The 13277-nt window shown below is 69.8% G+C and carries 11 protein-coding genes and 1 pseudogene; all 12 read left to right on the forward strand.

From position 1 onward, the window contains the following. Positions 1–52 precede the first annotated feature (52 nt). The 12 genes and pseudogenes from ACTJJP_RS04850 to ACTJJP_RS04905 all read left to right on the forward strand — a co-directional run bounded on the left by ACTJJP_RS04850 (position 53) and on the right by ACTJJP_RS04905 (position 13219). Entirely contained in the window at positions 53–1969 is a 1917-nt protein-coding gene (locus ACTJJP_RS04850; protein ID WP_440773892.1) for a DUF6541 family protein, read from the forward strand. 2 nt (positions 1970–1971) lie between these two features. Continuing rightward, positions 1972–3168, forward strand: coding sequence for a glycosyltransferase family 4 protein (locus tag ACTJJP_RS04855; protein ID WP_440773893.1), 1197 nt, complete (start codon positions 1972–1974; stop codon positions 3166–3168). Next, entirely contained in the window at positions 3165–4361 is a 1197-nt protein-coding gene (locus ACTJJP_RS04860) for a glycosyltransferase family 2 protein (RefSeq protein ID WP_440773894.1), read from the forward strand. The genes ACTJJP_RS04855 and ACTJJP_RS04860 overlap by 4 nt, the downstream gene beginning before the upstream one ends. Further along, positions 4361–4873, forward strand: a pseudogene (locus ACTJJP_RS04865) (glycosyltransferase); the annotation flags it as partial. The gene ACTJJP_RS04860 and the pseudogene ACTJJP_RS04865, both read left to right, overlap by 1 nt. 202 nt (positions 4874–5075) lie before the next feature. Further along, positions 5076–5477: a glycosyltransferase gene (locus tag ACTJJP_RS04870; RefSeq protein WP_440773895.1), complete on the forward strand. Its 402-nt coding sequence runs from the start codon at positions 5076–5078 to the stop codon at positions 5475–5477. Next, entirely contained in the window at positions 5474–6742 is a 1269-nt protein-coding gene (locus ACTJJP_RS04875) for a lipopolysaccharide biosynthesis protein (RefSeq protein ID WP_440773896.1), read from the forward strand. Before ACTJJP_RS04870 ends, ACTJJP_RS04875 begins: the two co-directional genes overlap by 4 nt. Further along, positions 6739–7620: a glycosyltransferase gene (locus ACTJJP_RS04880; RefSeq protein ID WP_440773897.1), complete on the forward strand. Its 882-nt coding sequence runs from the start codon at positions 6739–6741 to the stop codon at positions 7618–7620. Before ACTJJP_RS04875 ends, ACTJJP_RS04880 begins: the two co-directional genes overlap by 4 nt. Positions 7621–7634: 14 nt before the next feature. After that, positions 7635–8516 (forward strand): glycosyltransferase family 2 protein, encoded by an 882-nt coding sequence (locus tag ACTJJP_RS04885; protein WP_440773898.1) that lies wholly within the window; start codon positions 7635–7637, stop codon positions 8514–8516. Between the two features lie 39 nt (positions 8517–8555). Further along, a complete protein-coding gene (locus ACTJJP_RS04890; RefSeq protein WP_440773899.1) occupies positions 8556–9500 on the forward strand; it encodes a UDP-glucuronic acid decarboxylase family protein in 945 nt (314 codons plus the stop codon). Between the two features lie 62 nt (positions 9501–9562). Continuing rightward, positions 9563–11818, forward strand: coding sequence for a glycosyltransferase family protein (locus tag ACTJJP_RS04895; protein WP_440773900.1), 2256 nt, complete (start codon positions 9563–9565; stop codon positions 11816–11818). 5 nt (positions 11819–11823) lie between these two features. Then, on the forward strand, positions 11824–12264 hold the full coding sequence (locus ACTJJP_RS04900) for a GtrA family protein (RefSeq protein WP_440773901.1): 441 nt from the start codon (positions 11824–11826) through the stop codon (positions 12262–12264). After that, positions 12257–13219 (forward strand): glycosyltransferase family 2 protein, encoded by a 963-nt coding sequence (locus tag ACTJJP_RS04905; RefSeq protein WP_440773902.1) that lies wholly within the window; start codon positions 12257–12259, stop codon positions 13217–13219. The genes ACTJJP_RS04900 and ACTJJP_RS04905 overlap by 8 nt, the downstream gene beginning before the upstream one ends. The last annotated feature ends 58 nt before the right edge of the window (positions 13220–13277 follow it).

The following is a 13277-nucleotide window of genomic DNA, read 5'->3' on the forward strand; positions in this document are numbered from 1 at the left end:
GACCGTCCGATACGATGACGTGTCGAAAAGCGGCGGATGGGGACGTAACTGCATGGGTGATTGGATCAGCGCGATTCCGTCGTACCTCGTGGTCGCGGCCGTTCTGATCATCCCCGGCGCCGCGGTCGTCGTCGCCGGCTGGGGCTGGCGCAGCCCCCAGCGTCTTCTTCTGGCGCCGGCGATCTCCACCACGCTCGCCGCCGTCGCATCGACCATCGCTCCGCTCATCGGACTGACGTGGAATCTCGTTCCCGTCGTGCTGGTGACGGTGCTGGTGGTCGGGGTGGCTCTGCTTCTGCGCCGCTCGGCTGGTGCCGACGCTCCCCCCGCGGGGCGGCGCACCGCACTCGTCGCCCTGCTGTCCCTGGCCGCAACCGCCGTGGTCAGTGCCGTCTTCTTCGCACGCGCCTTCGGTTCGCCGGACAACATCGCCCAGCGGTTCGACAACATCGTCCATCTGAACGCGATCGGCCTCGCGCTGAAGACCGGCAACTCCTCCCCCTTCCAGATCGGTGCGACCTCGGATATCGGGTTCTATCCGCACGCCTGGCACTCGCTCACGACTCTCGGTGCCGAGCTGACGGGAGCGACGGTCCCGGTTGCGGTGAACGGCGCGAATCTCGCGATCGTGTCGATCCTCTGGCCGGCATCCGCCATGGCGTTGACCGGCGCCTTCTTCGCCCAGCGACGCACGGCGTTCGTCGTCGCGGCGGCTCTGTCGACCGGTTTCGGCGCCTTTCCGGCGCTGTTCTTCAACTGGGGCGTCCTCTACCCCAACCTCGTCGGGTACGCGATGGTGCCTGCGGCGCTGGCCGCGGTCGTGACGGCGCTGACGGAACGCGGTGCACCGGCGTGGGTGCGCTCGGCCCTGCTCATCGCGCTCCTCGCCGGAGGCACATTCCTCGGCCACCCGAACGCCTTCCTCAGCCTGCTGTTCTTCGCCGCCGCTGTCGTCATCACGACACTCGCGATCGCGGCCGCAACCGAACGGACACGCGCGTCGATCGTCGCGTTGGTCGCTGCAACGGTCGGTCTCGGCGTCGCTCTCGTCGCGACGCTGACCATCTTCCGCACGGGCGCCGAGCACTCCGGATGGAGCCCGTGGCAGCAGACGGCGCAGGCTCTGGGCGAGGGATTGTTCGCCGCACCCCGGGGATTCACCCCGACCGTGCTTGTGACGATCCTCCTCGTCACGGGCTTGATCACCGTCATACGTCGACCACGCTGGCTGCCGATGCTCGCACCCTTCGCCGTTGCCGTCCTCCTCTTCGTCGTCGCATCAGGCCTGCGCATCGACCATCCGCTTCGGCAGTTCCTCACGAATCCCTGGTACAACGACTCCAACCGACTGGCTGCGCTCCTGCCGCTCGTCGCGATCCCCGTGGCCACACTGGGCGCCCTCGCGCTCGTCGATTTCGCCCTCGACCGGGCATCGACACGTCGGCTCCCGAGGTGGATCATGCCCGTGGCCGCCGCGGTGGGAGTTCTGGCGATCTTCTCGGTCGCTGTCGGGCCGAACGTGCGAATCGCCCTGGTGCAGGTCCGCGAGGCGTACGCCTACACCGACAGCTCTCTGATCCTGTCGTCCGACGAGGAGGCGCTGCTGGAACGCCTCCCGGAGGAGACGCCTCCCGACGCCCTCATCACCGGAAGCCCCCGCACCGGAACCTCGCTGGCTCTGGCCTTCGCGGGCCGCGAGGTGACTCAGCGACACATCTTCGGTTCGCCGTCTCCGGATCAGCTCTTCCTCAACGCGAATCTGCGGAACGTGGATTCCGACCCGGCCGTGTGCCAGGCGGTCGACGACATCGGCATCGACTACGTCCTGGATTTCGGCCGCCAAGACGTGATCGACCCCGCCGGCGCCGCCGCCTACGACGGCATTCAAGACCTCTCACCCGGCACGCACTTGAAGCTCGTGGACTCCGAGGGCCCGAACGCGCGGCTCTTCCGCATCGAGGGGTGCTGACCGTGGCGCGCTCCTCGACGATCGCCGTCGCCTACGACTGCCTCTTCCCCTTCACGACGGGCGGCGGCGAGCGCCAGTACCGCGCATCGGCGGATGTGCTCGGCGACCTCGGCTTCGATGTCGACTACCTGACATCCGTGCAGTGGGACGGTCCGACGCCGACGGAAGATCGCTTCCGGATCGTGCCCATCGCTCCCCGTCTGTCCCTCTACGACGCGCGGGGAGTCCGGCGCATCCCGGCCGCCCTCCGTTATGCCGCGTCGCTCTTCGGCAGCCTGCTCCGCCGCCGTCGTCGCTACGCCGCCGTCATCGTCAGCGGCCTGCCGATCTTCAACGTCTTCGCCGCGCGTCTCGCGCTGCTCGGCTCGGGGACGAAGCTCGTCGTCGACTACCTCGAGGTGTGGCACCGCCGGCAGTGGGTCGAGTACTCGGGCTCGATCACGGGCACGATCGCCTGGGTGCTGCAGCGTGCCGCCATCGCGATCACCCCGCTGGCGACCTGCCACTCCCAGCTCTCCGCGACCCGCCTGCGTCGCGAAGGGCTCCGCCGACCGCCCGTGGTGAGCCCCGGATTGATCGACGGTGCTGTCGAGGTGGCCGCCCCCTCCCCCGCGGCGAACCCGCCCTACGTGCTCTACGCCGGTCGCCACATCCCCGACAAGCGTGTCGAGGTGCTCCCCGCGGCCGTCGCGGCCGCCCGCGAGCACATTCCCGACCTCCGGCTCGTCATCCTGGGCACGGGGCCGAGCTCCGACGCCATCCGCACCGAGGTCCGGCGCGTCGGCGGCGAGTCCTGGACCGACTTCCCCGGTTTCGTGTCGGATGCCGAACTCGACCGGCTGCTGCACGGAGCCGTGGCCCTCGCCAACCCGTCCCGACGTGAGGGCTACGGTCTCGTCGTCGTCGAGGCCAACGCCCACGGCACCCCGGTCGTCCTCGTCGCCGACGAGGGCAACGCCGCGACCGAACTCATCGACGACGGCGTCAACGGTGTCGTCTCGCCCACCATCCGATCCGCCGACCTCGCCCGGGCCATCCGGGACGTCGTCGACGGCGGTGACGACCTGCGCCGCTCCTCGCGCGCCTGGTACGACACCGCCGTCGGCACTCGCACCATCCGCCGCACCGTGGAAGGGATCCTCTCGGCACTGCCGCTGCCGAGCCCCGCCGCGGTGAAGACGAAAGAAGACAGCCCGTGACCACTCCCGCCCCCACGGACGTCGAACTGACGATCCTCATGCCCTGCCTGAACGAGGCCGAGACGCTGGAGGTGTGCATCCGCAAGGCGCAGGGGTTCTTGCAGCGCAGCGGCATCCGGGGCGAGGTCCTCATCTCCGACAACGGGAGCACCGACGGGTCGCAGGCCATCGCCGAGCGTCTGGGCGCCCGCGTCTCGCACGCCCCGCGTCGCGGATACGGGGCGGCGCTCATCAACGGCATCGACACCGCCCACGGCCGGTACGTCATCATGGCGGATGCCGACGACAGCTACGACTTCGAGAACCTCGAGCCGTTCGTGGAGCGCCTTCGCGCCGGCGCCGACCTCGTGATGGGCAACCGCTTCCGCGGCGGCATCGAGCCCGGTGCCATGCCCCCGCTGCACAAGTACCTCGGCAACCCGGTGCTGTCGTTCATCGGCGAGCTGTTCTTCCGTCCCGGGATCCGCGACTTCCACTGCGGTCTGCGCGGCTTCAACCGTGCCCGCATCCGCGAGCTCGACCTGCAGACGACGGGTATGGAGTTCGCCTCCGAGATGGTCGTGCGCGCCTCGCTCGCCCGCTTCCGCATCGAAGAGGTGCCGACGACGCTGAAGAAGGACGGCCGCTCCCGCCCGCCGCACCTGCGCAGCTGGCACGACGGCTGGCGCCACCTGCGCTTCCTGCTGCTGTTCGCCCCCCGCTGGTTGTTCGTCTACCCGGGCCTGGTGGCCTTCTTCCTCGGTGCCCTGATCGTGGGTGTGCTCGCCTTCGGCGGCGTGAACGTCGGCGGGGTCGGGTTCGACGTGACGACGATGGTGTACGCCAGCGCGCTGTGCGTGACCGGGTTCCAATCGCTCCTGTTCTTCTGGCTGACGAAGCTCTACGCCACGCAGGAGGGGTTCCTGCCGACGAGTGAGAGATACCGTCGCATCGTGGCCAAGTGGTCGGCCGAGCGCGGCCTGTTGATCGGCGTCGGACTGTTCGTCCTCGGCGTGGTCATCGGCGTCGTGCAGGTGATCGTGTGGGGCGCGATCGACTTCGGCACGCAGAACGCCGCGCAGGCGGTACGTATCGCCCTCCCGAGCGCACTCCTGATCATCCTCGGCTTCCAGACGGTCATGATGAGCTTCTTCTCGGGCGTGCTGACCACGCCCCGGCGCGAACAGCGCCCCGAAGCCGTCATCGAGAGCTGATGGCCGAGCGACGCATCCTCGTCGATCTGCTCGGTTTCACCGGCTCTCGCGGGGGCACCGAGACCTACGTCCGCGAACTCCTGCCCCGTCTGGCCGACCGTCTGCCGCACGTGCGCTTCGCCGCCGTGACGGGCCGCGTGGGCGCGGAGGCGGTGCGGGCGTTCTTCCCCGGCCACGTGCAGACACTCCCGTGGGTCGGCGCGGATCCGGCGACGTGGGCCGCGGGGGCCGTCACGGGGACCGACCTGCTCGCTCGTCGGGCGCGCGCCGATCTGGTCTGGGCACCGGCGAACTTCGGTCCGATCCTCCGCGGTGTGCCGCGCGTGGTGACCGTGCACGATGCCATCTACGACGAAGTGCCCGGCGGCCTCGCCGAACGCGCCCAGCGCGCGGTGACCTCGCTGCTCATGCGCCGATCCGCCCGGACGGCCGACCGTGTGCTGACCGTCTCGCACGCTGCGGCGGCGAGCATCGAACGCCACCTCGGAGTGGCGCGCGAGCGCATCACGGTCGTGCACAACGGCAGCGCCGACCCGCGGCCCGTCATCGATCCCCGCGGCATCCTGACGCCCCTCGCCCTTCCCACCGGACGACCGATGGTCCTCAGCGTCGGCAATCGGATGCCGCACAAGAACTTCCGCGGCCTGCTGGAGGCCCTCGCGACCATCCCCGCCGGCGAGCGCCCGGCGGCGGTCATCGCGGGCNCCCGACCCGTTGGCCGACGACGTCGCCCGTCTCGGTCTCGAGTCCGACGTGGTGCTGCCCGGCTGGGTCAGCGACGCCCAGCTCGAGGCGTTGTACCAGGTCGCCGAGCTCTACGTCTGTCCGTCGATGGTCGAGGGCTTCGGGCTCCCCGTGGTCGACGCGTTCCGGCGGAACGTGCCCGTGCTCGCCAACGACGTCGCCGTGTTGCGCGAAGTCGGTGGCGAGTCGGCCCGTTACGCCGACGCGACGGATGCCACCGCCTTCGGCCTCGCGATCACCGCAGCCGTCGCGAGCCCGCCGGATGACGCCGAGCGGGCCTCCGCCCGAGCCTGGGCGTCGCGCTTCACCTGGGACGACGCCGCCTCGGCGACGGCCGCCGTGCTGTCGGACCGTGCGCGGCGGACGCGATGAGCGACATCGCGCAGCCGGCTCCCCTCAAAGGTCGCCTTCTGGGTTTCATGGTGGTTCCCGCCATCGCGGCAATCTCCCCCCTGCTGGTCCTGCCCCTCATCGCCCGTCTGGCGGGAGACGGGGGGTGGGCGAGCGCGATCGCGGGGGAGGCGATCGGCACTTTCGCCGCCATCGCCATCGGCTACGGCTGGACGGCCGTCGGCCCGGCCCTCATCTCGATCGCCGCGGACGACGCACGACGCGCCCGGCTGTATCGGGACTCGATCGTCGTGCGCCTGCTGCTGGCGGCCATCGTCCTTCCGCTTCTCGCCCTCGCGTGCTGGCTGGTCGCCTCCCCCGGCTCGGAACTGCTCACCGTGCTGATGGGCGTCCAAGGCGCGCTGATAGCCCTGACGTTCACCTGGTACTGCGCGGGCGTGGGCGACCCGCGCACGATCATCGTCTACGACGCCGTCCCACGCGTGGTGGCGACGGCCCTCGCCGCGGGCGCGATCCTGCTCACCGGGATCGTCGAGCTCTACCCGGTCGCGGGGATCATCGTCACTCTGGGGGGAACCTTCCTGTTCAGCGCGCGGCTCCTGCGTGCGAATCCCGGCTCGTGGCCGCCCGCCCGCGAGATCCCGGGACTGCTGCGCCTGGGACTGCCCGTCGCCGTGAACGACGCCGCCCTCAGCGCGTATTCGAGCGTCCCCGCCCCGCTCGTGAACGTCACCGCCCTGCCGTCTGCCGCGGCCGGATACGCGTCGGCCGACAAGATGTTCAAGCTGGGCAGCGTGCTGCCCTTCACCCTCGCGAGCGCCTTCCAGAGCTGGGTGGGTGAGGGCGGCGGAGCCGATCGCCGGCGACGTCTGCGCGTGGCCCTGACGACTCATGCCGCATTCGGAGTCCTCGGAGCACTCGTGCTGGCCACCCTCGGCCCGTGGGTGAGCCTGTTCATGTTCGGCGAGTCCGCCGCCGCCGGCGTCGACCTGCTCGTGGCCATGGGACTCGTCTTCGCGTTCCTGTCGCTACGCACCTCCATGACCCGCCACGTCCTGTTCCCCGCGAACAGGGCACCCACGGTGATGCGCGCTACGCTCGTCGCGACCGCGATCGGCGTCCCCACGATGATCGCGCTGGCGATCGCCATCGGCCCCTTGGGCGCCGCGCTCGGATACGCGCTCACCGAGGCGCTGGCGACCGTGCTCCTGTGGCGCCCCTGCGCGATCGTGATGCGAGAACTCACCCCTCCCCCGGCCCCCGAAGAACAGGACCGCACCGCATGACCCCCACCACCCCGGCCGCCGCGCCCCGCGTCGGCGCCGTCGTTCTCACGTGGCGCGACCGCGTCCAGACGGTCGAGTGCGTGACGGGTCTGCTCAGCTCCCCCTCGATCACGCGTGTCGTGGTCGTCGACAACGAAGCGGACGGCACCATTCGCGCGGCGTTCGCCCCCGACCCGCGCATCGAGTTCGTCGAGCTGGAGGCCAACACGGGTTTCGCCGTCGGAGTCAACGCCGGGATGACGGTACTTCTCGCCGACGAGGCGATCCAACAGTTGCTGGTCATGAACAATGATGCGACCCTTCCCCCGGCCGACATCGAACTCCTGCGGGATGCCCTGAACACCGATCCGGCGCTCGGCGTCGTCGGCCCGAGGATCGTGACGCCCGACGGTCAGCGATTCTCGGCGGGCGGGATCGTCAACCGCCTCACCTGGGGGATCCGTCAGCCGCGGACCGGAGAGCAACCCGACTTCCTCACCTGGGCGTGCGTGCTGATACGGCGCGAAACGCTCGAGACCGCCGGCCTGCTCGACGAGCGATTCTTCATGTACTGGGAAGACGTGGAGTTCGGCTTCCGTCTGCGCTCTGTCGGCATCGGCTTCGCCGAGGTGGCGGATGCCGAGCTCACCCACGCGGTCTCCTCGTCGCACTCGCGCGCCGGTTCACGCATCATGGCTTACTCGAGTCAGGCGTTCCGCCACTTCCTCGCTCTGCACGGCGGCGCGACGACCGTGACGGGCCTCGCGCGTCTGAGCGCGAAAGTCCTGCTGACCCTGGCGCGCGGTGATCGTCGAGGCGCCGCCTACGTCCGCGCCGGCTGGCGACTGGGCGCCGCGGCGCCCCGACCCGCCTACCCCGCCGTCAACGCACTCCCGTGATCCGAGAGGACCCCATGAACATCGGCTTCGTCGTGACCACCCTGGGACGGCTCGACCCGCTCCGGTCCCTCCTCTCCTCACTCGAGGATCAACTCCACGACGGCGATCATGTCGTGCTCGTCGCACAGGGGGCGCAGGACGACGTCGCCGCCCTCGCCGCGGAGTATGCGGCGCGGGGGGTCGCCGTCACCGCCACCACCTCCGGCCGGGGTGCCTCTCTCGGTCGGAACACCGGCGTCGCCGCGCTCCCGGCCGGCGACATGGTGGTCACCTTCCCCAATGACAACACCACCTATCCGGCCGGCACCGTGGCCGCGCTGCACGCCGCCGTCGACGACCCGCGATTCCGCGCAGGCGGCTTCACCTCGTGGGATGAGCGAGGACCCAAGACGACCTTGCCCGCGCCGGGGACGCCCCTGGACAGATACAACGTCTGGTCGGTCATCGAGATGGGCATCCTCCTGCGCCGCTCCCTCTTCGACGCCGTCGGCGGGTTCGACGAGAACATGGGTCCGGGCTCGGCCACTCCCTGGCAGGTCGCGGAGGGTACGGATCTCCTGCTGCGCGCTGAGGCGCACGACCCCTCGCTGGAGAAGGACTTCCGCTGGCTCCCCGCCGCCGTCCACGTCGACGGGATCTCCACCGGCTTCGGATTGAAGGCGTCGGAACGTCGTCGCAAACTCCGTGCCTACGGCCGGGGCACGGGCCACGCGTTCGCGAAGCACGGATACCCGCTGTGGTGGCGCGCCGCCTTCACCGTCGCCGGCCTCCTGTACGGCGTCCGCAACCCGAAGCCGATCACCGCGCTCGATGGGTGGCCGATGTTCGTGGGACGCCTCGAGGGTGCCCTTGGGCGCACCTTCGGTCAGGCGCGCATGGTGTCGGCGACGCGGTGACCCGCGGGGGCGATTCGGCCCCGCTGTTAGGCTGAAGGCGTGCCATCACGTGTTCTGATCACCGGCGGAGCCGGCTTCATCGGGTCCCATCTGTCGGAACGCCTCCTCGCCGAGGGCAATGAGGTCATCTGCGTCGACAACTTCTTCACGGGGTCCCGCCGCAATGTCGAGCACCTCTTCGAGAACCCGCGATTCGAGCTCATGCGCCACGACGTGACGTTCCCGCTCTACGTCGAGGTCGACCAGATCTACAACCTGGCCTGCCCGGCCTCCCCCGTGCACTATCAGCACGACCCCGTGCAGACGACCAAGACCAGCGTGATGGGCGCCATCAACATGTTGGGCCTCGCCAAGCGCCTGCGTGTTCCCATCCTCCAGGCGTCCACCTCGGAGGTCTACGGCGACCCGGCCGTGCACCCGCAGACCGAGGACTACTGGGGCAACGTCAACCCCATAGGCACGCGCTCCTGCTACGACGAGGGCAAGCGCGCGGCAGAGACCCTGTTCTTCGACTACCGGCGTCAGCACGACCTGTCGATCAAGGTCATCCGCATCTTCAACACCTACGGTCCGCGCATGCACCCGAACGACGGTCGCGTGGTGTCGAACTTCATCGTGCAGGCGCTGCGCGGCGAACCCATCACCATCTACGGCGACGGGTCGCAGACGCGATCGTTCTGCTTCGTCGACGACCTCGTCGACGGCATGATCCGCCTCATGAACACCGGCCACGAGGTCACCGGTCCCATCAACGTGGGCAACCCGGGCGAGTTCACGATGCTCGAACTCGCCAACGCGGTGCTCGAGATCACGGGCAGCTCGTCGCAGATCGAGCACCGACCGCTCCCCCAAGACGACCCGAAGCAGCGCCAGCCCAACATCGACCTGGCGCGCCGCGAGCTCGGATGGGAGCCCACGATCGCCCTGCGCCCGGGTCTCGAGCGCACGATCGACTACTTCCGCGGCGTGCTCGCGTCGGCGTAGGCGGGCGCGAGGCGGTCCGCACCGGATCATCGACGCCCGCGAGGCCTGCCTATAGTCGAAGGGTGCTGTCCGCTCTCCGCTCGCGCGTGCGCGCCGCGCGCGACCTCCCCCTTCTGCGGCCCCTCGTCGCCCGCGCCGACCTCGTCTGGTGGGCTCGCGTCATCCGCCGGGCCGGCGTGGTCGATCTCGACTACGTGAGCGCTCAGGTCGGCCGCCCGCTGAGCGAGGCCGCCGCCGTTCGGCTGTACGTCCGAGGGGGTTACCGACGGGGCCTTCGGCTCTCTCCGCTCTTCGTCGACACGGCGGTCGGCGACCATCTGCCCGAGGCGTGGCGGGTGCCCGCCCTCTACGCCTATCTCGTGGCAGATCCCCGCGGGCTCCAGGTGAGCCCTCTGTGGGATGCCGTCGCGTACGGCGAAGCGCATCCTGACGCGTGGGAGAGTCCCGGTGGGCCCCTCGGACACGCGTGGCGCGGTCGCCACACGCACTCCCTCCCCTTCGGTCCGGACGCCATACCGTCCGCGACCGGCTGGCCGAGGCTGGCGCAGGTCATCGTCGACGCGACCGCGCACGCACGACGAGGCGGAGAAGTGGCGGCGACCCCCGGGGGTGTCCCACTCGCGCGCGAGATGATCATGGCCCTCGGTCCGGACGAATGGGACTTCGACGAGTCTCTCGCGGAGGCTGTCGCCTTCGCTGCCACCCCCGGTCAGGGCGTCGCCATCGCCGTCATGGACGACCGCACCGAGGATTGGATGCTGGCGTCTCTGCTGTCGGCCGGGAGCCCGCGGGTTCGCATCAGCCGCCGTCGTCACGACGACCCCAGCCGCGCGATCGACGAGCTCGTCCGCACCTCCCTGGCGGAGGTCGTCGTCGTCCGCGGACCCAATGAGACACTCACCGCCGAGGATGCCGAGCGCCTCGCCGCCCGCGTGGAGTCGGCGCCCGACCGTACACACGTCGGCCCCGTGTGGCGAGACGGCGACGGCACCCTCGCCGCGGTCGGATCGGCCGGAGGAGAACGATTCCTCGCCGGCCATCCCGTCGAGGACCTCGCACCGTTCGGCGACGAGGTCTCACTCAGGGTGCCGGCACTCGCCGGTTCCACCTTCGCGACCCGCCGCGCCGACATCGACGCACCGCTCGCGGGTGCGGATCCCGCCTCCGCGCTGACCGGCTCCGCCGTCGTCGCGCTCGACATCGAGTCCCGGACGCGCTCGGTGGTCGGCAGCCCGCCTCTCCCCCGCCCCGACGACGCCCACGCCGACGACCTGCTGCAACGCGCCGGGTGGGAACGCGTCACCCACGGGCCGCACCCCCGCCTCCGTCGGCCCCGGCGATCGGTCGTCCTGGGCGACGGCACCACCGTCCCGGTCCTGCGGTGGGCCCTACGCACCGCGACACCGGTGGGGCCGCGCGCCGAGGGGTGGGGCGACACCCACTTCGCCCGCGCGCTCGCCTCGGCCCTGCGCCGCCTCGGCCAGGAGGTCGTGATCGACTCCTATGCCGCGCGCAACCGCTCCACGCGCCATCTCGACGACGTCACCGTCGCCCTGCGCGGACCGGAGCCCCTCGAGCCCTCCCCGCACGGCGTCTCACTGCTGTGGATCATCAGCCACCCCGACGAGATCGTCGCGGCCGACACCCGGGGTTTCGACCGCGTCTTCGCCGCCTCCGCTCCCTGGGCCCGGGCGGCCGGCGCCGAGTTCGGTACACGCATCGAGCCCCTCCTGCAGTGCACGGATGCCACGCGCTTCCGCCCCGCCGGACGGGAGCGCAACGGCGACATCCTCTTCGTCGGCACGGCCCGCGGCATCCTGCGCCCCTCCATCGTGGAACCCATCCGTGCCGGCATCCCGGTCGACGTGATCGGGCCGGATTGGCGCGGCTGGATCCCGGCATCCCGCATCCGCGCGACGGGGATCGCGAACGAAGAGCTCCCCGCGCTGTACGAGGCGGCGGGCGCTGTGCTCAACGACCATTGGCCCGCCATGCAGGAGCGCGGCTTCGTCGGTAATCGCCTGTTCGATGTGGTGGCGGCGGGCGGGCGCGCGATCAGCGACCGCGTCGAGGGGATCGACGACCTGTTCGCGGGAGCCGTGCGCACGTGGGACACGGTCCCCGAGCTCATCGACATCCTCTCCGGCGACCTGGACGACGTCTTCCCCCCGCCGCCGCAACTCGATGCCATCGCGGCACGCGTGAGGGCCGAGCATTCCTTCGACGCTCGCGCTCGCACGCTTCTCGACGCCGCCGTGGAGGCTCGTCGAACGCGTTCGGACGGCGTCTCTGACGACACGGCGAGGCTGGCAGAATAGAATCCATGCCCTCGGAGACCCCCTCGTCACGCGGCGGGGTCCTCTCCGGTCTCTGGTCGTCGAGTCTCGTCCGTTACCTCGTCATGGGCGGACTCTCGTTCGCGTTCGACTTCGGACTCCTCTTCCTGCTCTACGACGTGGCCGGTGTCCCCCTTGCGATCGCGACGCCCACGGCGTTCCTCGCGAGCTTCGTCGTGACGTACACGCTGCAGCGCCTGTTCGCCTTCCGCGCGAGCGACGCCGTCGCTCCGAGCGTCGTCCGCTACGCCCTGCTCGTTGCCGCCAACACCGTCCTCACGACCGGGGTCGTCGCCCTCGCCGATTCGCTCGGGTGGTCATGGGTGGTGGGCAAGATCGTCGCCGTAGCCATCACCACCGTGGGCAACTACTTCGCCTACCGCCACTGGGTGTTCGCCCGTCCGAAAGGTTCCCCGACGCATGTATAAAGGCGCAATCGTCGCCGCGGTCGTCCCCGCGTACAAGGAAGAGAAGATGATCGCCCGGGTCATCGAGACCATGCCGGCATTCGTCGACCACATCGTCATCGTCGACGACTGCAGTCCCGACGACACCAGCGGCGCGGTCGGCCGAGCGGACGACGGTCGCGTCACGCTCATCCGCCACGAGGTCAACCAGGGCGTCGGAGGAGCGATCATCACCGGCCACCGCGCCGCACTCGAGCTCGGCAGCGACGTCAACGTCATCATGGCCGGGGACGCGCAGATGGACCCGGAGTACCTCCCCGCCCTGCTCGACAGGGTCGTCGAGGACGGCTACGGCTTCGCGAAGGCGAATCGCTTCTACTCCCCCGAGTCCTTCACCGGAATGCCCGGATACCGCGTGTTCGGCAACATCGCCCTGTCGTTCATCACCAAGCTGTCCTCGGGCTACTGGAACCTCTTCGATCCGCAGAACGGGTACACCGCCATCCGGTCCGAGGCCCTGCGGCGAGTTCCCCTCGAACGGGTGGCCAAGAGGTACAGCTTCGAGAACGATCTGCTGATCCACCTCAACATCCTTCAGGTGTCCGCGGTCGATGTCCCGATCCCTGCCGTGTACGGCGACGAGGTGTCCAGCATCCGGCTCGGCAAGGTGATCCCAGAGCTCCTCCATCGTCTGACGGTCGGCTTCTGGCACCGCATCTGGTACCGCTACGTCCTGTGGTCGTTCTCGCCTATCGCCCTGTTGTTGTTCCTCGGGCTGCTGTTCCTCGGTTTCGGACTGATCGTCACTGTGTGGCTGTTCTTCCAGATCCTCGGATCCGTCATCGCGACAGCGGCGACGGTGATGTTGGCGGCACTCCCGCTCATGTTGGGGACGCAGCTGCTCATCAGCGCTCTGCAACTCGACATCCAGGCGACGCCCTCGACGCCGGAGCATGCGCCGTTCGTCGCACGCTGACGCTCGGAAACAAGAAGAAGGCCTCCGCAGCGCTCAGCGCTCCGGAGGCCTTCTCGAT

Origin of the sequence: Microbacterium sp. 22296 (genome assembly GCF_052045385.1) — a bacterium.
In the GTDB taxonomy this organism is placed as follows: domain Bacteria; phylum Actinomycetota; class Actinomycetes; order Actinomycetales; family Microbacteriaceae; genus Microbacterium.

Coding starts and splice junctions, on each gene's coding strand:
- ACTJJP_RS04850 (WP_440773892.1), top strand. CDS start 53: ATGGGTGATTGGATCAGCGCGATTCCGTCGTACCTCGTGGTCGCGGCC.
- ACTJJP_RS04875 (WP_440773896.1), top strand. CDS start 5,474: ATGAGCGACATCGCGCAGCCGGCTCCCCTCAAAGGTCGCCTTCTGGGT.
- ACTJJP_RS04880 (WP_440773897.1), top strand. CDS start 6,739: ATGACCCCCACCACCCCGGCCGCCGCGCCCCGCGTCGGCGCCGTCGTT.
- ACTJJP_RS04885 (WP_440773898.1), top strand. CDS start 7,635: ATGAACATCGGCTTCGTCGTGACCACCCTGGGACGGCTCGACCCGCTC.
- ACTJJP_RS04900 (WP_440773901.1), top strand. CDS start 11,824: ATGCCCTCGGAGACCCCCTCGTCACGCGGCGGGGTCCTCTCCGGTCTC.
- ACTJJP_RS04905 (WP_440773902.1), top strand. CDS start 12,257: ATGTATAAAGGCGCAATCGTCGCCGCGGTCGTCCCCGCGTACAAGGAA.